Raw genomic sequence first — 24,080 nt, 5'->3', positions numbered from 1 at the left:
TAAAATGATGATGAGTAAAAGAAAGAGTTTAGTAATTATCTGTCTAATTTTAATCGCTGTTGTCGGTGTTGTCATTAATGTCAAACTTTTGCAAGTTTGGAACTATAACACTGAGGGACACGATATTTACTATAGCTGGGTAGAAGGGAAGCGAATTTTATCGGGGGAAAATCCCTACGCTAGAGTCTTATCGGGAAATATGAGAGAAAATCAGAAGTATGCTACCTATTTCCCCCTTTTTTATTGGCTTTCAGCATTAACTCAATTATTAGGATTCCAAGACTATTCAGACTGGATTTCCCTATGGCGACCGATATTTTTAATGGTTAATATCGGGATTGCTGGTTTAATTTTCTATCATTTGTATAACCATAACCTATTTATTTTTGGCTGGTTTGCTGCTTTATTATGGTTACTGAACCGATGGACGCTTTATGTGAGTATCGACGCTAACTTAGATTTCCTAGCCATATTTTTTCTGATTCTTTCCCTGATGTTACTGCCGAAACACAAGTCCACAGCTTTCTTGATGTTTAGCTTGTCTTTAGCGATTAAACAAATTGCTATCTTTTTACTACCACTTTATCTGATTTGGGCTTGGCAATCATCAGAGGATAATCCTGTCAAGGATACCTTCATCGCTTTATTGTTAATACTTGTTATCCCTGGGATCACCTCCCTGCCATTTATTTTATGGAATGCAGAAGGGTTCTTTAAATCGATTCTATTTTCAGCCACTAGAAATCCAGACGGACATGTTAATGCTCCTTCCTTAGATGGATTAATTACATTGTCAAATCCTGATTTCGTTGGTATCAAAGCGAAGTTGCCAATGGTGTTGGTAATGAGTCTAGTATTTCTGAGTGCCATGAAGCGACAAATTGGCATCTATACTAGTGCTTTGCTGACCATGTCCGTATTTATTCAGTTCAATTCAGTGATATTTAACCAATATTTTTGTTGGGTGGTACCTTTATTGCCTCTCACTAGTTGCGAGATACTTCTTAAGAAGGATGCCAAATGAGATATCCTTCCGTTAAACGTGATGCTCGGTACGAGCCGCTACGCGAACGCATCAGGATCTCAATAGCGAAACCCAACAAAACCATTGCCAATGTTGGGTTTAGCTACCGCTCCACCGCTGCCTATCTAAAATCAAGGGTTTTAGGAGTAAAGTCAGTCAATCACCGTCTAGCACTAGCCCCCTGCCCCCTCAAGGGTGGAGCTATACACACCAAGTGCGGACCTCAAGGACTCACAGAAAATCATGGATGTGGTGAGCCTAAGTCTGCAAGCTTAGTTTGTGTAGTCGCTACCTATGGGTTACATGCACCCATCCCTTGCCCCATTTATCATCACCCTGTCAGCCGAAACCCTTACTTATACCGCACTTCCGAGGAATTAGTTATTTTTCTACCAGATTTGTTAAGTATTGTGACCTTTCCCATGATATGATTACCTCTGGTTTGTGAAAACAAGCCAGATGACTGGACTAGCATTTGCTGCTACCGGTGAACTTGTCAGATGACCCTCTTGAGAAACCATTGACCATGGAGGAAAACACGCAAACAAGTTACTTGTCCCCTTCAACGAGTTCGTCAATGCAGGAGTATTACCAACTCAAACAAACTCTGTTGTTGGTCACCCTAGTCGCGACAGGGATTATTTTCATCTGTGTGTGGCTGGTTTACTCCCTCAACATTGCCTTAAATTATTTGATCGGGGCGTGTACTGGTATGGTTTACTTGAGAATGTTGGCTAAAGACGTAGAGCGGCTAAGCCAACAAAATAGGCGTCCGAGCATGGCTCGGTTTGCGGTTTTTATTGGGATAATTGTAGTAGCCAGTCAATGGCAAAAATTACAAATACTTCCTATATTTTTAGGGTTTCTGACGTACAAAGCCGCAATTATCGTCTATATCCTGCAAAGCCTACTAAATCCTACCTCTAAGTAAGATTTATTTAAGTCGGATTTCTTGGTAGGATAAACAGACGTTTCACCCTTGACAGAAATCTGGGTAAATCTCCAGAATGGAAATGATAAATTCTTTAAACGTTCTGAATTCTTTACCCCTTGCTTCCTTAGAAGTTGGTGAACACTTTTATTGGCGGATTGGCAATTTAACATTACACGGTCAGGTTTTTCTCACCTCCTGGGTAGTGATTGCTATTCTGGTAGTAGCTTCCCTTGCGGCAACTCGAAATGTCCAAATGGTTCCTGGCGGTATCCAAAATTTGATGGAGTACGCCCTAGAATTTTTGAGGGATTTAGCGAAAAACCAGCTGGGGGAAAAAGAATATCGCCCTTGGGTACCTTTTATCGGTACACTGTTTTTGTTTATCTTCGTGTCAAACTGGTCAGGAGCCCTCATTCCTTGGAGTATTATCGAGCTCCCATCCGGTGAGCTGGCGGCTCCTACCAATGACATCAATACCACCGTTGCCTTAGCCTTACTAACATCCTTGGCGTATTTTTACGCTGGTTTGAGCAAGAAGGGTTTAGGTTACTTCGCTGGCTATATTCAGCCAATACCAATCCTCTTGCCGATCAAGATTTTAGAAGACTTCACCAAACCCCTCTCCCTAAGCTTCCGTTTATTTGGCAATATTCTGGCAGATGAACTGGTAGTAGCCGTGTTGGTGCTGCTAGTGCCTCTGTTTATCCCGTTGCCAATTATGGCGCTAGGTCTATTTACCAGTGCAATTCAAGCCCTGGTCTTCGCTACCTTGGCAGCTGCCTACATTCACGAGGCAATAGAAGTCGAAGGCGAAGAACATTAAGGGATAACCTTATGATGGGAATGGCACGGTAGCCTTAAATTAGGAATAGTTGGAATTGATCACTCCTTCGGAGAATCCTTCTGACTAGTAGCTCTCTATTTTGTTCTTTACTCACGGATAAGAAAAATCATCATGGATCCAATCATTGCTGCTGCTTCAGTTGTCGCTGCTGCTCTCGCTGTCGGTTTAGCTGCTATCGGCCCTGGTATCGGTCAAGGAAATGCTGCTGGTCAAGCTGTAGAAGGTATTGCTCGTCAGCCGGAAGCTGAAGGAAAAATTCGCGGTACTCTCCTGTTAACCTTGGCATTCATGGAATCCCTGACTATCTATGGTCTGGTAATTTCTCTGGTACTGCTGTTTGCTAACCCATTTTCTTAGAACCTGATACTTTATGTAGAGACGTTGCAGGCAACGTCTCTACATGGTAGGTCTGATAAGGTGAATTGTTCGGTTTTATTCCGATTTGGGATTTGTAAAAAATGTTTGATTTTGATGCTACTCTGCCTCTGATGGCATTGCAGTTTCTGGTTTTGACAGTTGTATTAAATACCATATTCTATAAGCCACTGACAAAAACGCTGGATGAGCGTGACGAATACATCCGGAATCAGGAATCTGATGCCAAAAAACGCTTGTCTAAAGCCGAAGAAATGGCTAAAGAGTATGAAGAACAGTTGGGTCAAGCCCGGAAGCAGTCTCAAGCTGTGATCGCTTCTGCTCAAGAAGATGCCAGAAAAATGGCAGCTCAAGCGATCGCTGAAGCCCAACAAGAAGCTCAGGCTGAACGAGCAAAAGCTCAAGAAGAGATTGATCAACAAAAACAGCAAGCAATGGCTTCCCTCGAACAACAAGTGGATGATCTATCTGGCCAAATTTTAGAAAAATTGTTAGGGCCAGCGTTAGTAAGATAAATGGTGGCGTCTTGACCGCCTGACCCATATATTTACTAAAACTCCTAAGAGATTGGCGATGTGGGAGTACTGTCAAACTATTTCAAACTATTAATTATCTTGAGATAATTGTCTTGAAATAATTGTCTTGAGATAATTATCTTGAGAGTAGGTGGACAGGTCATAGCTTAGCAAGATTATGCGTTCAAAACAATTGTAAACGGATATGATGGGGAATTTAGTATTATTGGCAACAGAAGCTCATGGAGAAGGTGGTTTTGGATTAAACTTTAATATTCTTGAAACCAACCTAATCAACCTGAGTATTTTGTTGGGAGTACTCTACTACTTCGGAAGCAAATTAGTGGGAAACATTTTGAGTGAGCGACGCTCAAAAATTGAACAGGCGATTAAAGAAGTAGAAGCTCGTCAAAGACAAGGAGCCGAAGCCTTAGCAGATCAACAGCAGAAGTTAGCTCAAGCCCAAGTCGAGGCAGAAAACATTCGTGCTGCAGCAGAAGTTAATGCTAAAGCAGCTAAAGAGGCAATTTTGGCCGCTTCGGCTCAAGAGATTGAACGGATGAAAGAATCAGCAGTTCAGGATTTGAACTCGGAGAGGGAACGAGCCATGGCCGAACTACGCCAGCGAGTTGCTACTATGGCAATGGCTAAGGTTGATTCCCAACTAAGAGAGACATTAGATAACTCCGCTCAACAACAATTAATTGACCGCAACATCGCTCTGTTGGGAGGTGGCTCATGAAAGGTGGTTTTTTGAGTGGCCAAGTACTCGAACCTTATGCAGAAGCGTTGCTCGATTTGGCTAAGTCCGATAACGAACTCAAAGGCAAACTGAGTGAGGATGTAGATACTCTGCTGAGTCTTTTGAAAGAATCGCCACAATTGCAGGAGTTTTTAGGCTCTCCTGTGGTCAGAGCTGAGGATAAAATCGGGGTCTTGCAACAAATTGCTGGGGACCAACTTCACCCCTACACCATGAATTTTTTGAGGATTCTAGTAGACCGTGGGCGCATTGCGTTTTTGGAAGGCATTTGCCTGAAGTACCAAGAACTTCTCAGAGAGTTAGATCAAACTGTTTTGGCTGAGGTGAGTTCAGCAATAGAACTTTCTGAAGCTCAGCAAGAATCAGTTCGTGAGAAAGTTAAGTCCCTCACGGGAGCCAATCAGGTAGAACTGGATACAAAAATTGACCCGGATGTAATTGGTGGTGTGATCATTAAAGTCGGGTCTGAGATATTTGATGCCAGTCTAAAAGGACAACTCCGTCGCATCGGTATGGCTCTGACCAGTTGAAGTACGTCACGTTGGTTGTTCGCCCCGTAGTCGGTGTAGGGTAAGTTAGTTGGTTCTCTGAGGCTTACCTTTTAGGGTAGGTTAGTTGGTTAAAGATTAACCCCTTGGGACATAACCTTGAACAGTCAACAGTCAACAGTAAACAGTTAATAGTTAACAGTAAACAATTAGTTAGTTAACGATAAAAACACATCATGATTAGCATTAGACCAGACGAAATTAGCAGCATTATTCGGCAGCAAATTCAAGGATATAACCAAGGTTTTGCGGTTTCCAACGTTGGAACGGTTTTGCAAGTTGGTGATGGTATTGCCCGGATTTATGGCTTGGAAAAGTGCATGGCTGGGGAACTGCTGGAGTTTGAAGATGGCACCGTTGGCATTGCCCAGAACTTAGAACAGGACAATGTGGGTGCAGTGCTGATGGGGGATGGTTTAAATATCCAGGAAGGTAGCTCGGTTACTGCTACTGGTAAAATTGCTCAGGTACCCGTCGGAGAGGCACTGATTGGTCGGGTAGTTGATGGCTTGGGTCGTCCCATTGATGGTAAGGGGGACATTCAAAGCACTGAATCCCGTCTGGTGGAATCCATGGCTCCAGGGATTATTGCGCGGCGTTCAGTTTGTGAACCCATGCAAACGGGAATCACCGCTATTGACGCTATGATTCCCGTTGGACGCGGTCAGCGGGAGTTGATTATCGGTGACCGACAAACCGGGAAAACTGCTATTGCTGTAGACACAATCATCAACCAGAAACAGGAAGATGTAATTTGTGTCTATGTTGCTATTGGTCAGAAGGCATCTACGGTAGCCCAAGTGGTGAATACCCTCCAGGAAAAAGGAGCATTAGACTACACTGTGATCGTGGCAGCGAACGCCAATGACCCAGCTACTCTACAGTTCTTGGCTCCCTACACTGGTGCCTCGATTGCCGAGTACTTTATGTACAACGGTAAGGCAACCCTAGTGATTTATGATGACTTGTCTAAGCAAGCTCAAGCCTATCGCCAGATGTCCCTACTGCTGCGCCGTCCACCAGGACGGGAAGCTTATCCAGGAGATGTGTTCTACGTCCACTCCCGGTTGTTGGAACGGGCAGCAAAACTGAATGATGAACTAGGTGGTGGTAGTATGACCGCACTGCCTATTATTGAAACTCAGGCTGGTGACGTATCAGCTTACATCCCGACTAATGTAATTTCTATTACTGATGGTCAAATCTTCCTCTCCTCTGACCTATTTAACTCTGGTGTCAGACCAGCGATTAACCCTGGTATCTCAGTGTCACGGGTAGGTTCTGCGGCCCAAACCAAGGCCATGAAGAAAGTGGCTGGTAAGTTGAAGCTAGAACTAGCCCAGTTTGACGACTTGCAAGCTTTTGCTCAGTTTGCCTCCGACTTGGATGCCGCTACCCAAGCTCAGTTGGCTCGGGGTCAGCGTTTACGGGAAGTGTTGAAGCAACCTCAGAATTCCCCCCTAGCTGTGTTTGAGCAAGTGGCAATCGTTTACGCTGGACTCAATGGCTATCTAGATGATGTGCCTACTGATAAGGTGACAACTTTTACTCAGGGACTGCGGGAGTACTTGAAAACCAGCAAGCCAGAGTACGTTGAGATCATCAAAAAGGAGAAGAAGCTCACTGATGAAGCCGAAAGCATTCTAAAGGAAGCGATCGCAGAATACAAACAGACCTTCCTAGTCTCCGCTTAACAGGTTAAAGATTAGTTTCGGTTGCAGGTTAGTTTCCGTTGCAGGTTGCAGGTTAGTAGGTTGCAGGTTAGTAGGTTGCAGGTTGCAGGTTAGTTTCCGTTGCAGGTTGCAGGTTAGTAAGTTGCAGGTTAGTAGGTTGCAGGTTCTCTAAAACACAGTCAACCTAGCCTACACCGAACGCCAAAGGCGAACAACCAGACAACCTTCAACCCGAGACAACCTTCAACCTTCAACCTTCAACCAGACAACCTTCAACCCGAGACAACCTTCATCCTTCATCCTTGAACAGATTATGCCTAATCTAAAAGATATTCGCGATCGCATTAAGTCAGTCAAAAATACCCGGAAAATCACCGAAGCGATGCGCCTTGTGGCTGCGGCTAAGGTACGTCGTGCTCAACAACAGGTAACTGCCACCCGTCCCTTTGCTGACCGCTTAACACAAGTTCTCTACGGTTTGCAAAACCGGATGCAGTTTGAAGATGCCAATCTGCCCCTACTAAAAGAACGGGAAATCAAGAATGTAGGCTTGCTCGTGGTTTCAGGGGATAGAGGACTATGTGGCGGTTACAATACTAACGTGATCAAGCGTGCCGAAAACCGTGCAAAGGAACTACAGGAGAAAGGGGTTGGCTACAAATATGTGCTAGTTGGACGAAAAGCTATTCAGTACTTCGAGCGCCGCGACCAGCCAATTGATGCCAAGTACACCGGTTTAGAACAGATTCCCACAGCATCAGAAGCATCTATGATTGCTGACCAACTCCTCTCCCTGTTTCTGTCTGAAACCGTAGACCGGGTGGAGTTGATATACACCAAATTCGTCTCATTGATTAGTTCTCGACCTGCGGTTCAAACCCTGCTACCCCTAACAGCTAAGGGACTAGAATCACAGGATGATGAGATCTTCAGATTGACAACTAAAGGTGGTGAGTTCAAGGTGGAGCGGGAGGTAGTCACAAGGACAAGTACCGAGACTTTCCCCCGTGACATGATCTTTGAACAAGACCCTGTCCAAATTCTGGATGCCCTGTTGCCTTTATATCTAAATAACCAGTTACTACGGGCATTACAAGAGTCAGCAGCTAGTGAACTGGCTTGTCGGATGACAGCAATGAGTAATGCTAGTGATAATGCTTCGGAACTGACTGGTAAACTAACCCTAACCTACAACAAGGCACGGCAAGCCGCAATTACCCAGGAAATTCTGGAAGTTGTGGGTGGTGCTGAAGCACTCGGTTAATTTCATTTCATTTAATTTTTTTTATCATCAGCTGCAAAGATTACCTGCGTCTGGAATTAACCAGGCGCATTTTTAATTTTTGCTAATTTTATCAGCAATTATAGTGTTTGTTAAGAAAGGGAATATCGGGTTATATCATATTACTATAGCAATTATTATAGCTATGAGGTACAAAGCGATCCCCCTAAATCCCCCTTAAAAAGGGGGACTTTGAGGTTGAGAAGCGTACCTCATAAATGCAAGAAAAGCTATATAATCAGTTATCAAAAAACTGAGCTTCCTTCTTGTAGGTAATCTCCCTTATCATCGCCTGTTACCTGTTCCCTGTTGCCTGTTACCTGTTCCCTATTATCTACTAATTATAAGTGTTCAACCGAAAATGATATTAGGTCATGAAACAATTATGGAATCGGCAGCCTATTGAGATTAGGCATACAATATTGGCTGCTATTTTAGTATTAGTTATAGTAAGTTTCTTTTATTTTGTAAAATTTGAAGGGAACATTACTGGCTTTTTCAGAATTGGGTCACTATTTCCTATTTCTCCTTATCTCAATAGTGATCAAGTATTGATTTATCAGGGAGAGCAGGGATATGATGGTCAACAGTTTCTGAGTATTGCCCTCGATCCATGGTTAGAAAACTCAGGGACAATAGAAGCCATTACTCCTCCGCAATATCGCTACAGAAGAATTCTTTATCCACTGCTAGGTTATCTATTAGGTTTTGGGAATCCCCAGCTAATTCCCTACGCAATGGTTGGGATTAACTGTCTAGCTATTATTCTCATAGTATTTGTGAGTAGTTTATATTTCAAACGATATAGTGGTAGAACTTGGCACTCACTCCTGGTTCTTTCTATACCAGGAGTTTGGATGGTTTTATCCCTTTCAACAGCTGATTTAATCAGTAGCTTGCTGCTCGTAACAGCTATCTATTTTTATCGCAATGAAAAACCGATTTACACAGCAATAGCCATCGCAGCTGCTTGTCTGACACGGGAGACAATGCTATTAATGTGGTTGGCAATTTTATTAACTAGTATATGGGAGCGCAAAGGTCGGCAGCTGCAACATCTATTATGGGCTTGGATACCAGTAGCTGGGTGGGCTATCTATGTTTTCTATCATCTAGAGGCTCAAGAGAATCTAGAAGGTAGTGAAAATTTTGGCTACCCCCTATTTGGCATAGGTCAAAAGCTGATTAATAGTCTCACAGGGGGACTAGGGGGAAAAAACCTGTTTGAAGCTTATTCATTTGCCTTATTAATAGCAGCTTTTGTAGTTACTATACTGCTAGCCAGTCAGTCCCTGCGGGAAAACAAAGTTATCCTAATCAGTGCAATTATTTATGCTGTGCTATTTTCAATGACTAGCATGACTATCTTAGGGTATTATTTAGATTATTCTCGTGTATACCTAGATATCTATTTCTTATTATTACTCAGCAGCAGTTACTCAAAACCCTATTTAAGCTATTTAAAAAATATCGTCATGGCTGGTGCCAGCTTGGCAAGCATCACCTATTTACTTGCCCATTCGTGAAACAGCGGAAATTCGTAAGCTATCAGCTATCAGCTAATGCGCTACGCCCACGCTACGCGAATAGGTTTTTAAGAAAAGAGGTAAGCATTAGTTTAATCTGAGTTAAGTCTGCTGAGGAGTGACAGCTTACGGCACATCAAGTAGCTTTCGCGTAGCGCATATGCTTACATTTTCATTAATCTATCAACATTAAATTATCCCTAAACAGGTTTATGTTAAGCTGACGGCTGACAGCTGACGGAAATTGTTTAAAGAAAACTCCAACAAAGAAAAAAACTTACTTAGATAGCTTCTTTCATCGCGCTGTAATTATATATTAGACCTCTTGCATAAGTCTCATAAACCGTGGGTGTTGACAAGGCAAAAGGCAAGAGGAAAGAGGCAAAAGGGATAGATTTTGCTTTCATAACCACTGTCAATGTGATCACTGTGGACAGATTACAAAAGACCATTGAGATTACCAGATAGTTTCTGGACAGGATTTGGAATAAGAGCTGCAAGGATTTATCGAAGGATAATAGCCCACATTTGATATCTCATAAAATTAGTAATTTGTAATTATTTATTTGTAGTTAATCATAAATTATAAGTCTTAATTTATGATTCCTAAAAACCAGCAACCACAGCATTTTGAATAACTCTCATATGTGCTCGAACCATTAATAATTAAATTCGCCACGGGTCTCACCTCAGGTACACAGGATTTTTTCCTTTTGCCCTCTGAACTCTTACCTGCTCCCTGCTCCCTAAAACCCAAGAATTTGTACCTGACCGAATTGCCAAACGCTTTAAATGCTTTAAAGGACATGAATTATCATCCAATTAAAGCTTTTTATAAATTCTCTAAGTGAAGTAAATTTATTTCACAACATCTTTAACTAATCGATACGTAGAATTATGCTGATTTTATAATCAATAGCAATTTTTTCGCTTATTATGAATCTATAAATTCAAACATTCAAATTCAAACATTCAGCCATCAGCTAACGCCCTAGGCGCATCTACGCTGACTATATATCAGCCCTGGCCTGAGCTGAATGCTTACCTTTTTTCATAAAAAGGGAAAATTTAACTTGATTAACCATTAGAGGCTGAAAACCACTGTAGTTTTCAGATACAACCTCAGATACTACCCAGGTGTGCATTACATAGCAACTTACGATTAATTAATTAATTAAGGAGGGAACATCAATGGTTTCTAATGATAACTTTGCCGACCGGATATCCTTAAACGGTACACCAGTTAGTACCACAGGCACTAACGTGAGTTTCACTGGGGAGCCAGGTGAGCCGGATCATGCAGAAGTTAGCAGCCCGTTAAATTCTGCTTGGTGGTCTTGGACAGCTGCCGCTGATGGTATCGCGACCATTGATACTTTTGGGAGTGACTACGACACTAGCCTAGCAGTCTATACCGGTTCAGCAGTTAACAGCTTAACTGAAATTGCCAGTAATGATGATAATGGCATGAGTTTTCAAAGCGCAGTTCAATTTACCGTTACCGCTGGTACAACCTACCAAATTGCTGTTGATGGCTTTTCGTCCAACACAGGCTTGATTGATCTCAACATCAACTTAGATGAGGGAGCATCAATCGTTTCTAATGATAACTTTGCCGACCGGATATCGTTAAACCGTACATCAGTTAGTACTACAGGCAATAGTCTGGGTTTCACTGGGGAGCCAGGTGAGCCGGATCATGCAGGCATTAGCAGCCCGTTAAATTCTGGTTGGTGGTCTTGGACAGCTGCCGCTGATGGTATCGTGACCATTGATACTTTTGGGAGTAACTACGACACTAGCCTAGCAGTCTACACTGGTTCAGCAGTTAACAGCTTAACAGAGATTGCCAGTAATGATGATACCTCTGGTTTGCAAAGCCAAGTTGTATTTACCGTTACCGCTGGTACAACCTACCAAATTGCTGTTGATGGCTTTTCGTCCAGCACAGGCTTGATTGATCTCAACATCAACTTAGATATTGATGACACTCTGATTTCAGGAACATCAAACGATGATACCCTGTTCGGCACTGTCGAAAACGATCAGATTGAGGGTTTGGCTGGCAATGACACAATCTTTGGTAGTGAGGGAATTAATACCCTTCTCGGCGGTGATGGTAATGACCTGATCTACGGTGGTTCACAGCTGGATGTGATTCGCGGTGGTAGCGGTAACGATACCATTTTCGCCAGTGAGGGTAATAATGAAATCTTTGGTGGTTCTGGTGATGACATCATCTATTCTGGCTCTGGCAATGATTTCATTAATAGTGGTACTGGTAACGACACCCTTTTCCTAGGGGGTGGTGATGATCTAATTGTCCTCGAAACCGGCAATGGCTTTGATACTATCAATAACTTCCAGCTTGGTCTAACTACCTTTGATGTTGCCAATCCTAATCAGCTGAGCATCGTTGATGGTAATAATGGTGCCGAAATCTCGAGCGGCGGAAACCTCTTGGCTGTGGTGAGTTCGACTCAAGCTAGCACTCTCAACGACAATCTCGATCAGGTGTTTGTCTAGGGTTTTTCTGCAAGCCTGCGGTGGAGCAAAGCTTACCCGAGTATAAAATCATTTTTTAATTAGCATAGTGCGTCTGAGTGAACTCAGGCGCATTTTTGATCAGGGTTGGTCTGCCCAGGGCTTTTGTTAAAAAATATTACAAAAATCGGGCGTTTTGTAGAAAAAAGGCAAATTTAGTTTGATTAACTATTGGAGGCTGAAAAACACAGCAGTTTTTAGATACAGCCTCAGACACCACCTCAGATGTAACTTCAGATACAACCGAGGTGTGGGTTACATAGCAACTGAGGATTCCTTATTAAGGAGGAAACATCAATGAATTCTATCAATATTATCACGGGAACAGCAGGCAATGATAACCTGTTTGGCACTGTCGAAAATGATCGCATTGACGGTTTGGCTGGCAATGACAGGATCTTTGGTAGTGAGGGAGTTAATTCCCTTTTCGGCGGTAGTGGCAATGACGAAATCTTTGGTGGTTCAGAGCGGGATCTGATTAGCGGTGGTAGCGGTAACGATACCATCTTCGGCAGTGAGGGTGATAATGTAATCTATGGTGGTTCTGGTAATGACGTCATCTATTCTGGCTCTGGCGATGATTACATTCGCAGTGGCAGTGGTTACGACACCCTGTGGCTAGGGGGTGGTGAGGATCGAATTGTCCTCGACACCGGCAATGGATATGATACCGTCAACAACTTCCAGCTTGGTCTAACTACCTTTGATGTTGCCAATCCTTATCATCTGAGCATCGTTGATGGTCAGGATGGTGCTGAAATCTTTAGCGGCGGAGACCTCCTGGCTGTGGTGAGTTCGACTCAAGCTAGTACTCTCTACGACAATTTCAATGAGGTGTTTGTCTACTAGGGTTTTTCTGTAAGCCTGCGGTAGAGCAAAGCTTGCCGGAGCATAAAATCATTTTTTTGCAGAATTATTGTTAGATGAGGAGAGGAAGATCACCGAAGTATAATTAGGTGATATTCCTCTTCTTTCCCTTGTTGCGATTTTCACCAATGAATGATATTATGTCCAGATAATTAGTAAGAAAAAACCATCTCCGATTAAATCTTACTCCCTTCCTTCACCATAACTGCCTTCCTTTTTGGCCGTGCGCGAACCACAATCCCATACCATATATCAACGCCACAACCTCTTAATTTCCTGCCAAATTTGTGATTGTCCTAACTGAGTATTTGGATGAGTTAAAACTCCCTGACTGGGACTAAATAAAAATGCCAGCATAAATAAACCAAAAGCTACTAAAACAATTGCTGGTCCAGAAGGCAGATTAAAAAAATAACTCAGGTACATACCAGTAATACTAGCTACTACCCCAAGGGCTGAACCCAAAATCATCATCTGGTGTAACCGATGGACTAATAAGTAAGCTGTTGCTCCTGGTGTGATTAACATCGCTAGCACCAAGATCACTCCAACTCCTTTGAGGCTAGCGACAATGGTCAAGGCAATCAAAATCATCAGACCAAAGTTTAGCAAGTTGGTTGGTAAACCTGCTGCTTTTGCCCCTAAGGGATCAAAGGTATAATACATTAATTCTTTGTACAGCAGGAGAATAATTGATAGTACAATCGCGGTGATAATGGCTGTATTGATCACTTCTTCATTGGTGACACTCAGAATATTACCGAATAGGAAGTGATTGAGGTCAATTTTGTTATCTTTCTGAATCACGGTAATTAAGGTGATGCCTAGGGCAAAGAAAGCGGAAAACACAATCCCCATGGCGGCATCTTCTTTAATTTGCGATCGCGTCCGGATCCAAGTAATCACGACAGTGCTAACCACCCCAGCAATAAACGCTCCTACAAAAATGTCAGCACCGATCATAAATGCGATCGCTAATCCCGGTAGTACAGAATGACTGATAGCATCTCCGAGTAAGGCAAGTCGCTGTACCATGAGGTAGCTACCAACTGCGGCACAAACGATGCCCACTAATACCGCAGTAATTAGCGATCGCTGCATAAACCCATAGTGCAACGGCTCAATTAAAACCTCTAACATATAGCATTTTTAGGTGAGATGTCAACATAAGATTGATGGTAAAAGGGAACAGGGAACAGGGAACAGGGAACAGTATAAAAGAGCAATAGTAATATTTTTTTGTGCTATCATAAATCAGCTTTAGCATGCATGGCTTTTGCCTTCTTTCACTTTACAGCAACTGGATCTAACCAAAAAACGACTTGACCACCATAAGCCTGTTGCATATTAGCTGCACTCAATACCTCTTGCCTAGAGCCACTAGCAATTAACTCCCGATTCAACAAAATCAAATCATCAAAATTCCTGATCGCTTCTCCCAAATCATGGTGAACGACTAGCACAATTTTTCCGGCATCGGCGAGTTGATGGAGGATAGTAAAAATTACAGCTTCAGTTTTTTTGTCAATACCAGCCATCGGTTCATCAAAACAGAATATATCTGCTTGTTCAGCTAATGCTTTAGCCAGAAAGACGCGCTGCTGCTGTCCTCCCGATAGCTGTCCAATCGGACGATTGCGGTAATCACTCATGCCAACTTGTTCGATGGCATCCGCTGCGATCCGCCGGGATACCGTGGAAAAGCGACGAAACCATCCTGTTTTCCGGACTCTACCCATTAGCACAACATCCCAGACAGTGGCGGGATAAGTCCAGTCAATTTGCGTCCGCTGTGGCATATAAGCCACATTTTCTAACTGTTCGATCAAGGGTTTTCCCTGATACATAGCAAAGCCCGTGGCAGTGGGAACTAACCCCAGCATGGCTTTCATCAAAGTACTTTTCCCTGCACCATTCGGACCAATAATTCCGGTTAATCGTCCTGGTTTGATCTCACAGTTGATATCCCTGAGTGCTTCTACTAGGCGGTAGTGTACACCCAGTTGCCTCAGGGTAATGGTTCCTGTCTGGGACACATGGGTATATCCAGCTTGGTGTTTCCTCTTAGGAGAAGCAAGGTGATGAACCGAGGCAGCATCTGGCATAGAGGGTTCCGGAAACAAAAAATGAAACAAATATGAAAATAGTTTACCATGAACAATGAAAAGAATATGATAAGACTTATGCTGCAAACCCAGTTTCTTAGGCATGTAGCGCCTTCATGAGGCGGTTTCCACGCCAGTTGCTCATGGCGCATGGGTCTGTGTGGGTTACCTGCGTCCGCACCTTGTAAGTCCTGTGGAACGCCAGTCGCTCATGGGGGGAACCCCCAAGACCGGGCTGGATCGCTGTTTCAATCCCCTGAATTCCTTCGTGGGGTATTTTTGAATTTTGAATTGATAATTTTGAATTGGAGCAAAGCGGTTGAGAATAATTACTCAGTCCTACAGTAGAAAGCGCCAATGGTGGCTGACAGTAGTAATCATTTTAGGAGTCTGGATCAGTGGGTGTGATACCACCGGAACAAACCAGAGTGGTATTGATGGCGATGATAAGCCCAATGTAGTTACCACTAGCACTATCCTTACCGACTGGACGAAACAAGTAGGAGGAGATGAAATTGAACTGACGGGTATCCTAAAACCCGGAGCAGATCCCCATGTCTATGAGCCAGTCCCAGCAGATACTATTGCGTTGGAACAAGCTAATCTGATTTTATACAATGGCTACAATCTGGAACCAGCACTAATTAAGCTGATTAAGTCTGCTGGGGTTAACATCAAGAGCTTTGCGGTTGGGGAAGTGGTGTCACCCTTGGATTTTGAATACGAAGGAAAGAAGGAACCGGATCCTCATGTTTGGGGAGATGCTAAAAATGCGATCGCAATGGTGAATGCCATTCGGGATCAGTTGATTGAACTCTCACCGGAGGACAAGGAAGAATTTACCAAGAATGCAGCACAGCTAACTGCTGAATTGAAAAAGCTTGATGCTTGGATTATCCAGCAGATTCAAACTATTCCTCAGAAGCACCGCTACCTAGTCACAACTCATGATGCTTTTCAATATTATGCTAGTGCCTATGGGATACCAGTAGCTGGAAGCTTAATTGGCATGAGTACTGAGGAACAACCCAGTGCTCAGACTGTCAAGGGTTTGGCAGAGGCTATCAAAAAAATTGGGGTTCCGGCGATTTTTGCTGAAACCACGATCAACCCAGCTTTGATCAACACTGTAGCTCAGGAAGCTGGAGTGAAGTTAGCCCCACAAGAATTATACTCTGATTCCTTAGGTGTACCAGGTAGTGAAGCTGATACTTACATCAAAATGTTAATCACTAATACTCACACAGTTGTGGAAGCATTAGGAGGGAACTATCAAACGTTTAATCCAGTTTACTAATGTAGTTTACTAATGCAGTTTACTACTTTCCATAAACTTGTTTTAGTTTTTAATAATTTAGCTCCCTGCTCTCTAGATTCTAGCAAAGGTAGACGAAAATATAAATACCATGGTCAGATTTATGGATTAATTAGGTCTTGCAACCGTTGCTCGTCTTTAATCATGTCAAAATCCGCATCAATATTAATGATAGACTTAAGTCTATCATTCAAACTCATCGCTTGTTCTAAACTGGCAATTGCTGAGTCAATCTCACCGTTTAAGGCATAATAACAAGCTTCGTTGTAGTAAAGATTAGATGAATTTGATTTTACCTGCCGTACTCTTTCCAAACTGTCCCAGGCTTCTTGATAGCGACCAAGTTTGATCAAGGCATAGGCTCTATGGTTCCAAGCATGATGAAAATCTGAGTTGAGCTGAATAACCTGATCATAGGAAATCAGTGCTTTTTCATACTGTTCCATGTATCTGAGAGTATAACCTTGTCCAAACCAACTCCTAAAGTTGTTCGGATTAATTTTAATGGCCTCGGCATGGGCAGCGAGAGATTCTTCATATCGCTTTAATCTCTGCAGGGCTTGGCCTTTTCCTGACCAAGCCACATCGGAATCTGGCTGGAGCTGAAGCGCTTTTTCATAGGATGCGATCGCATCTTCATAGCGATTTTCAATCCAGAGAGCATGCCCTTGATTGATATAGTCATCAACCGTTAAATAAAGCTGGGGATTAGCAGACTTTAACGACTCCAGCTGTTTAGTTAGCTCTTCCAGTTTTTGTTGGACTTCTGGAGCAACAAATTCTTCTTGGATAATCGACGGAGTAATTCGAGAAATTTCGTTAAAAATCTGCTCTTTCTCATGTTGAGCAGCCACAACTAGATGCTGGAGTTGAGAAACAAAATCAGATTTAAGGGTTTCCAGCTCCTGCTTAAAAGCTTCAACTTGTCGTTTTAATTCCGTAGTGACTTCAGCATCAATTTGCTCTTTTATTTTTTGTTCAGCTTCTTCTTGGAATTGCTTTTGCGTCTCAGACACTAATTGGTTGATGATGCTACGACGTAGCAATAGCACTGCCAGACTAGTAACAATAGGAATGGCGATTAGTACTGTAATTAAAAGGTTAAGCAGGTTAATCGTCCAGTCAAAGGTTCGATGAACTTCCGATTGGATCTGATTGCGAATTGTGTAACTTTTCTCTAGATGATCATTAATTAACCTTTCCACTTCCTCCCGTTGTTGGTTCGACAGTAGTGGAGTCGGTGGTGTAGCGTTAGGAAATGATGAATTAGGTTGAGCAATTGCCCCCTCAACTGATAGCAGTAAAGTAGCCAAAGTAATAGCAAGGTTAGGCTTGATTTTCATAACAAGTGATATCAAGTATTGCCAATCCGAATCAACTATGTTTTCATAATTGAGCGACAAGTAATTACATTTTATATACGAGCGCGAACATTTCGGATGTTAGGCAGTACAATTTGGATCTTATTGATGGGCTTTTTTGGGGGTCAACTTGCCCGTCGGTTGGGAGCACCTCCTTTGATTGGCATGATTGTGGTGGGTATCCTAATCGGACCAGAAGTGGGGGATGCGATCGCACTACAAGTCCTAGTTATTGCTGATGACCTACGCACCTTCGCAGTTATGGTCATTTTAATGCGGGCAGGACTAGGATTGGATATTGAGAAACTCATGGAGCAAGGAACTGTTGCGGTAAGGTTAGGCTTTTTGCCCGCCATCACCGAAGCGATCGCAGTAGCTGTTGCTGCCATGATACTGTTTAATTTCGATTTTCCCACTGGATTACTCCTAGGCTGTGTAGTCGGAGCAGAATCCCCCGCCGTGATTGTGCCAGGAATGCTGCGACTCAAAAGTTTAGGCTGGGGCGTAGCTAAAGGGATACCAGATGTGATTCTAACTGGGAGTGCCTTATCCGATGTTTTAGTATTGCTACTCTTCAGTTTGATGGTGAATTTCTTGGCACAAGGAACCATCAACAGTAATGCTCTCCAGTTCCTGCCCCTGCAAGTTCTAATCCAGGTCGCCCTTGGTGTCTTAATTGGATATATCGCTGCTCAGTTAATTATTTTTATAATAACCAAACAAAAGTGGACCGAAACTATCGTCCAAGATACCTTAATTACCGCAGCAATTGCCTTATTATTAGTAGTGTTAGCTAAAAGTATGCCATACTTTTCTGGCTATTTAGCTACCATGGCAATGGGATTTTTCCTAATACAATTAGACCCTCCCTTAGCACGACGCTTGCGAATGGAGTTTAACCATCTGTGGGTAGTAGCAGAGATTATTCTATTTGTCTTGATGGGAGCTAGTATTCAACTGCGGGTATTAGAAACAACCCTGTTACCTGGCATTTTAATCCTAGCCATTGGGTTATGTATCGGTCGGATGGTCGGGTGGTATCTCTCCACATTGGGCAGTAATTGGACTTGGCGAGAGAAACTGTTTTTGTTGCCCGGAAACTCCGCAAAAGCCACAGTACAAGCAGCGATTGGTGGTATTCCCTTGAGTCAAGGGCTAGAAGGAGGTCAGACAATTTTAGCGATCGCAGCCCTCTCAATTTTGATTACCGCACCCCTAGGGGCTTGGGCAATTCCCACCTTTGCCCCTAAACTCTTATCCCAAGACCCTGTAGACCCCACCAAAGTAACCGTTGCCTCTCATACTCTGCTACTAGCCGCTGTCGATACCTCCAGTTTAGCCACCCACGTATTAACTAAAGTAGCAGATTTAGCAAGACGAAGTAATGGGGAAGTTATTGTTTTACATGTGATCACCACATCAAATCAGTTAGAAGTCAAGCAATTAAAGAACCAAACCAAACGCTTGCTCTTAGATATTCGGCATCAGTTTATTACCGTAACCGGTTCGATTCCCGAAGAAATTGTTCGCATAGCCCAAGAGCATCAAGTAACAGATATTGTGCTCGGAAAACGGGGACATCAACCCTGGCAGCAAGTTCGGATCGGTTCCGTATCTCAGGCAGTGTTAGAAACCAGTCCAATTCCAGTAATTTTGGTTGAAGAAGTAGAAATAAACAAAGTCAATTATCCTAGCAAATAACAACTATTGTAGTGATCGAAATGCTATCAGGTGCTAGGCTTTAATAAGGACTAAAACCTAACACCTAAAAGCTAACACCTAAAATCTAACATCTTGCCCTAACCCTAAAAACTAAATTAACAGGGTATTAGTACTTAAGCTATCAGCTATCAGCTAATGCGCGTAGCGCAATCGGTGATTTTGAATAAAATAAGCTGAGCGCTGACGGCTGACTGCTGAATACTTACATTAGTACCGCTCCCAATAAGGCTGAAAACCTCGCCGTTTCAGAATATCTACCTCCAGCCGCAGGATGCGATTATCGAGCTTAGGATTAGCTGTCCCTGTAGACTCTTGCTCTTCCGAGTTGAGTCCTTCAAACCGTTGGAGGGCTGTAAACGGAAAATCTTGGGCAACACTTAATTCAGCCAAATTTTGGCGAGCCGATAAATTCTTTGGCTCCAGTTCTAGTATCTGTTTATAAAACCCCGTTGCCTTAGCATAGTGCTGTTGAGTAAAGCTAATCCCTGCCAAAGCTAGTAAGGCACCAATGTTATCAGACTCCCGTTCTAAAATTTCTTCGTAAGCGTTGCTAGCTAATCGCAAATCCTTCAATCCCATAGCCAATTCTCCCTGCACAAAATAGGCATCAATATTATCAGGATTATCCGCAATCCACTCAGCTATTTCAGCTTTAGCTAACTTAGGCTCTCGCTGTGCTAAAACCTGTAGTCGTCGCAATTGTACAGGAGCATTATCTGGTGAGACCTCTAGTAGAGTAATGTACAGGGTTTCTCGTGCTGGGTCAGCAGGCAAAGCACCCACCAAACTCAACAATTCCGGCGGTGGATCAATAGAAGGCTGAGTCTGTAGCCATTGATTGAGTACCCCTTCCGCTTCCTCTTGGTCAATACCTTTAGTTTGATATGCCACACTAGTACGCCCCAGCTGGGCTAATAAATCATTGGGATCGCGAGATACCAGCTGGTCATAGATAACCAGAGCTTTCTGTGGATCACCTTGGGCAATATAGATTCCCGCTAACCCCCGCAAAGCACCATTGAACAAATTATTATTTGGATTACTCTGAATAATTCTCTGATACCGCTGGATACTAGCATTAAGATTTCCCTGGCGACGGTCAATCTCTGCTAGCAATAATTCCGTACTCTGGTCCGATCCACCAGTAGACGTTGCCCTGTAACTATCAATCGCACTTGTTGCCTGGGCTAGTCGATTCTGCTTTATCAAAATCTGAGCAACACGGAAATGCAAAAACGGTACATCTACCCCTGTAGCCAGCAAATCTTGGTAAACACTCAGCAGTTCTGGCTCAGGAGGGTCTAGACGCAACAAAGCTTGGGCTAAATCTCGCTGCTGAGCTGGTTCACTCGGTAGAGTTTGGGTTATCTCAAGCAACCGCTGTCGCCGTTGAGTTCCGGATAACTGTCCCAATTTACCTTCTAGAATAATCTGCTTCACCAACAAGCTTTGGTTATTCGACTTCACCAACAAGCTTTGGTTATTCGACTGCTCCTCGGTCAACTGCTGATAAAGCTGTAGAGCTGAGGCCCACTGGCTTGGTACCTCACTCATCACATCAGCCACTTCCCTGACTAAAGCAACAGATGGCTTTGGTTTTGAGGCCAGTACCTGACGGTAGAGAGTAACCGCGTCTTCGGTTAGGTCAGAGCGACTCTCACGACGACCAATTTCTGAAAGGGCCCGGGCTAAGGGTAAAGCCGCCTCATCCCTCCCTCGCAACGGTTCTAAGACAGACAAAGCTTCTGTCAGTTGCCCAGAAGCTTGATAAGCTTGAGCTAAATCAGCCCGTAGATAGCTATCATTGCCATAGAATTGGGAAAATTGATTGAGCTGAGCTTCCAATACCTGTACCGCCTGAGCAGGATTCCCAGTTTCCCGTAGAGCCAGAGCATAGGCTCCCGCTGCATTTCCCGGAATCGGCTGACCGTTAGCTTGGTAACGATCAAATAGCTCTAGCCCTTGCTGATAGTCACCACTGTAGGTATAGATTTGAGCAGCACCAACAATGATTTCTGGTGTAGGATTGCTCTCCAGCACAATTTCATAATCAGCTAGGGCTTCCGGAAAACGACCTTGGTAGCCCAGCAGTAAAGCCCGCTGAGCACGAACACCAGTATCATTAGGAGTTAGGTTTAATAAAGTGGTTAGGGCTTCAATCCCATCCGCCTGCCATTCAGCACGATAACCTCCCAATTCTCCTACCGCTTCCAGAGCCTCTTTATTGTTTGGGTCGATGGCTAGGACTTGTTGATAAGCAGCCCAAGCATCGGCATCTCGCCCTGCTCGCTGATACGCTATCGCTAGACCTAACCTCCCTTCCTTCGATTGGGGAGAGCCTTTTAGAGCTTGTTCAAAGGTTGCGATCGCATTATCTACCCATCCTTTCTTTAACAGATCGTAACCTCGGCGTACAGCAGAAGTAACTTGTGCTTGGAGCGCTGGTACCACCGATTCAACTGGGCTGAAGATTAATACTCCTGCTAACCCAAAAACCATCAAAAAGACCCACCAACGCTGCCAGTATAAATTTTTTTTGCCAAGAGAATCGTTATTCATTGGTCAAAAGCATGAAGGATAAACTATCAAGCATGAAGGATAAACTATCAAGGATGAACTATCAAGGATGAATCAGTGTTTATGTTCTATCTATGTCAGCAATTCTATTAGCGAGTAGCTTGAAAAACCTATTACTCATTACTCAGGACTGATTACTGAGCACTCAGCACTCAATCCCACAGATCACTCACATCAAAATCAGCCCTGACTCGAACACCAAGAATTGTATCTGAAAACTCATCTCGTCCTTGCAAAGTCACACCTGCACGCACATTAGGTGAAACACGCACGTCATAGAACAATTCCCAAACATCTGGTACTTTATTACCTTGGTCCCGGCGCAAGTCATCATTAGACAATTGCCGACCATAGCCAAGCCCTAGTCGGTCATCATCCATAAACAAATCTAAGAAGTTCAGACCCACACTGTAGGTATCCCCGCTTTTATCTAAATCAAGATTTTCGTACCAACCATAGCGCCCAAACAGTCCCATCTTGAGGGCAGGAATATATAGTTCTCCGTTAATACCGTAAGCTTGTTCGCGGTCAGAGGACTTCGGACCAAACTCGTTATCCCCTCGGTTCAAAGAAAAAATTTCCTGGAATCCATCTTTCTGAGCATCCCGAGCCGATAGGTAAGTCCCCCGAATGATTGCTGTACCTACCCGGAAAGCTAGCTCTGAAGAAAACCCATCAAACGCAAAATCATCCAGGTCTCGGTCTGAAGAAAAGCCCGCAGCTCTTACTTCCAGGTTGTCGGTTAGATTCCAGTTGAGCAGTACCCCCGGACGAGACGCTATACCTGCTGCTGCCAGAGCAGGATTCGTCTGAAACACCGGGTTAAAGAAATGGGTCGTACTATCTTTAGCAAAGCTATTGCGGTCAAAATAAGATGTCAAATCCATTAGACCAACCACAAAGCGCAGATTAGAATAGCTAGGCACAGAAGTGGTAAAGTAAAGTTCATTGAGACTTAATCCCGTTTCCTCGGTGTCGGAAAAGCCCTCCCCAGTGGTGAGGTCAACTGTGGCACCAAACAAAGCATGGGGAGAAAGGGGATAAGTTCCTTGCAGCCGTAGTCTCGCTGATGTGTCTTCCTGATTCACCAAGGCACCTTGTACGTTTAGGGTCGGAGCTAACGGGTTATCATCCTTAGGGTCAATCTCTGGAATTAATTGACGCTCTGGTGCTTCCTCAAAGTTGGTTTGTGCCAGCTTCTTAGGCTCAATCGATACCCAATCATCTTCACTGGGGTGGAAGTTCTTAGGGTCATATTGCTTGGATAAACCTACAGTCCTATCAAAGTCCCTCAGGCAGCTTTCGTTTGTGTAGCCACAACCAAATTCTTGTCCGCTACTAACCGAGTAGTATTGGCTGTTCGGGTTTGCTTGAAACCTAGCCCTCATCCTCGTGCATGAATCCTTAACAGCCCAGTCCTCCTGGGCCTTTTCAGACAAATTTGTAGAGTTGAACCTGTCCAGCCGGTCTTGGTCTGTGTTGCTCCAGACATTATTCTGTGATGGTTTCGAGGTTTCGCTCTTAGGGCTAAGAGGTTTTTCCGAAACAATTTGATCCGGAAGACTAAGACATAGCCCCGAAAAATGAGCATAGGCTGGTTCTGTTTTCAGACTAGCAACACCTAACAAAAGTGATAGGGTGATCGGGGCTATAAAACCCCATTTGGCTAAGGGGGAAGTCGAGGCAATGGATAATAAGAAGTAACTTAGCCCAACCGAACGCTTTAAGGCGCTCATACTTGGTTGATTAGGATCAATAGCAATAGGGATTTGATTTATGTCTATCATGAGCACCACAATCAATTAAATATAACTGTGCTTAGTTCACATTTATAGGGAATAAACGTTGTTTTACCAGCAGATAAAATATTATCCGTTTTTTTTTCGGTATAGATAATTATGTAGGTTATATAATTACGAAGCTTGATTACTTTGTTCAAAGTATTAGGGTGAATTTTATATCACAAGGTTTGGTAATTAATCCATGTTATTATACCAAGGCTAATAGACTTGATATCACTCTCAAATTCATACAACAAAAAAAATAAATAATTGCTTATTAGGAGATAGTTAACGCCCAATTATTCATCATATAAATAATAGATA

At 43.3% G+C, this 24,080-nt stretch carries 20 protein-coding genes; 15 read left to right on the top strand and 5 right to left on the bottom strand.

The genetic code is table 11. From position 1 onward, the window contains the following. The first annotated feature begins 4 nt into the window (after positions 1-4). From F6K49_RS03525 to F6K49_RS03465, 13 genes are all read left to right on the top strand, one after another. The gene (locus F6K49_RS03525; protein ID WP_293094223.1) at positions 5-1,024 is read left to right on the top strand and encodes a hypothetical protein; all 1,020 of its coding nucleotides are present in this window, start codon (positions 5-7) and stop codon (positions 1,022-1,024) included. Further along, positions 1,021-1,455 carry a hypothetical protein gene (locus tag F6K49_RS03520; RefSeq protein WP_293094219.1) on the top strand — a complete coding sequence of 145 codons (435 nt, stop codon included), beginning with the start codon at positions 1,021-1,023 and terminating at the stop codon, positions 1,453-1,455. The genes F6K49_RS03525 and F6K49_RS03520 overlap by 4 nt, the downstream gene beginning before the upstream one ends. Before the next feature lie 146 nt (positions 1,456-1,601). Then, a complete protein-coding gene (locus F6K49_RS03515) occupies positions 1,602-1,955 on the top strand; it encodes an ATP synthase subunit I (RefSeq protein WP_293018260.1) in 354 nt (117 codons plus the stop codon). A 76-nt stretch (positions 1,956-2,031) separates the two neighbouring features. Then, entirely contained in the window at positions 2,032-2,781 is a 750-nt protein-coding gene (gene atpB / locus F6K49_RS03510) for a F0F1 ATP synthase subunit A (protein WP_293018183.1), read from the top strand. A 132-nt stretch (positions 2,782-2,913) separates the two neighbouring features. Then, entirely contained in the window at positions 2,914-3,159 is a 246-nt protein-coding gene (atpE, locus tag F6K49_RS03505; RefSeq protein ID WP_070392129.1) for an ATP synthase F0 subunit C, read from the top strand. Positions 3,160-3,260: 101 nt separating this feature from the next. Further along, the gene (locus tag F6K49_RS03500) at positions 3,261-3,692 is read left to right on the top strand and encodes a F0F1 ATP synthase subunit B' (RefSeq protein ID WP_293018184.1); all 432 of its coding nucleotides are present in this window, start codon (positions 3,261-3,263) and stop codon (positions 3,690-3,692) included. A gap of 208 nt (positions 3,693-3,900) precedes the next feature. Beyond that, a complete protein-coding gene (locus F6K49_RS03495; RefSeq protein ID WP_075898224.1) occupies positions 3,901-4,434 on the top strand; it encodes a F0F1 ATP synthase subunit B in 534 nt (177 codons plus the stop codon). Next, positions 4,431-4,985 (top strand): ATP synthase F1 subunit delta, encoded by a 555-nt coding sequence (gene atpH / locus F6K49_RS03490; RefSeq protein ID WP_293018185.1) that lies wholly within the window; start codon positions 4,431-4,433, stop codon positions 4,983-4,985. Before F6K49_RS03495 ends, atpH begins: the two co-directional genes overlap by 4 nt. Positions 4,986-5,179: 194 nt before the next feature. After that, positions 5,180-6,697, top strand: coding sequence for a F0F1 ATP synthase subunit alpha (atpA, locus tag F6K49_RS03485; RefSeq protein ID WP_075898228.1), 1,518 nt, complete (start codon positions 5,180-5,182; stop codon positions 6,695-6,697). Between the two features lie 292 nt (positions 6,698-6,989). Then, a complete protein-coding gene (locus F6K49_RS03480) occupies positions 6,990-7,940 on the top strand; it encodes a F0F1 ATP synthase subunit gamma (RefSeq protein WP_070392134.1) in 951 nt (316 codons plus the stop codon). A 392-nt stretch (positions 7,941-8,332) separates the two neighbouring features. Continuing rightward, on the top strand, positions 8,333-9,484 hold the full coding sequence (locus F6K49_RS03475; RefSeq protein ID WP_366514121.1) for an AZOBR_p60025 family cell surface glycopolymer formation protein: 1,152 nt from the start codon (positions 8,333-8,335) through the stop codon (positions 9,482-9,484). A gap of 1,191 nt (positions 9,485-10,675) precedes the next feature. Further along, on the top strand, positions 10,676-12,010 hold the full coding sequence (locus tag F6K49_RS03470) for a hypothetical protein (protein ID WP_293065703.1): 1,335 nt from the start codon (positions 10,676-10,678) through the stop codon (positions 12,008-12,010). Positions 12,011-12,325: 315 nt separating this feature from the next. Continuing rightward, on the top strand, positions 12,326-12,877 hold the full coding sequence (locus F6K49_RS03465; RefSeq protein ID WP_293094212.1) for a calcium-binding protein: 552 nt from the start codon (positions 12,326-12,328) through the stop codon (positions 12,875-12,877). Positions 12,878-13,147: 270 nt separating this feature from the next. Here F6K49_RS03465 and F6K49_RS03460 read toward each other — a convergent pair whose 3' ends face one another. Then, entirely contained in the window at positions 13,148-14,035 is an 888-nt protein-coding gene (locus tag F6K49_RS03460) for a metal ABC transporter permease (protein WP_293018191.1), read from the bottom strand. A 146-nt stretch (positions 14,036-14,181) separates the two neighbouring features. Then, positions 14,182-15,000, bottom strand: a complete 819-nt coding sequence (locus tag F6K49_RS03455) for a metal ABC transporter ATP-binding protein (RefSeq protein WP_293094378.1) — start codon at positions 14,998-15,000, stop codon at positions 14,182-14,184. A gap of 319 nt (positions 15,001-15,319) precedes the next feature. On the opposite strand from F6K49_RS03455, the gene F6K49_RS03450 reads away from it, so the two are divergent. Further along, entirely contained in the window at positions 15,320-16,297 is a 978-nt protein-coding gene (locus F6K49_RS03450; RefSeq protein WP_293094209.1) for a zinc ABC transporter substrate-binding protein, read from the top strand. A 119-nt stretch (positions 16,298-16,416) separates the two neighbouring features. On the opposite strand, the gene F6K49_RS03445 is transcribed toward F6K49_RS03450, so the two are convergent. Continuing rightward, positions 16,417-17,658: a tetratricopeptide repeat protein gene (locus F6K49_RS03445; RefSeq protein WP_293094206.1), complete on the bottom strand. Its 1,242-nt coding sequence runs from the start codon at positions 17,656-17,658 to the stop codon at positions 16,417-16,419. A 96-nt stretch (positions 17,659-17,754) separates the two neighbouring features. Here F6K49_RS03445 and F6K49_RS03440 point away from each other — a divergent pair, with 96 nt between their 5' ends. After that, positions 17,755-19,377 (top strand): cation:proton antiporter, encoded by a 1,623-nt coding sequence (locus F6K49_RS03440; protein ID WP_293094375.1) that lies wholly within the window; start codon positions 17,755-17,757, stop codon positions 19,375-19,377. Between the two features lie 228 nt (positions 19,378-19,605). Here the strand turns inward: F6K49_RS03440 and F6K49_RS03435 are convergent, their stop codons facing one another. Together F6K49_RS03435 and F6K49_RS03430 are read right to left on the bottom strand one after the other, a co-directional pair. After that, positions 19,606-21,957: a tetratricopeptide repeat protein gene (locus tag F6K49_RS03435; protein WP_293039178.1), complete on the bottom strand. Its 2,352-nt coding sequence runs from the start codon at positions 21,955-21,957 to the stop codon at positions 19,606-19,608. Between the two features lie 170 nt (positions 21,958-22,127). Then, complete coding sequence (locus F6K49_RS03430; RefSeq protein WP_293065716.1) at positions 22,128-23,762, bottom strand: hypothetical protein; 1,635 nt, start codon at positions 23,760-23,762, stop codon at positions 22,128-22,130. Positions 23,763-24,080: the final 318 nt, after the last annotated feature.

The sequence above is a fragment of the Moorena sp. SIO3I6 genome (assembly GCF_010672095.1).
This window is presented reverse-complemented; position numbering and strand designations above follow the sequence as displayed.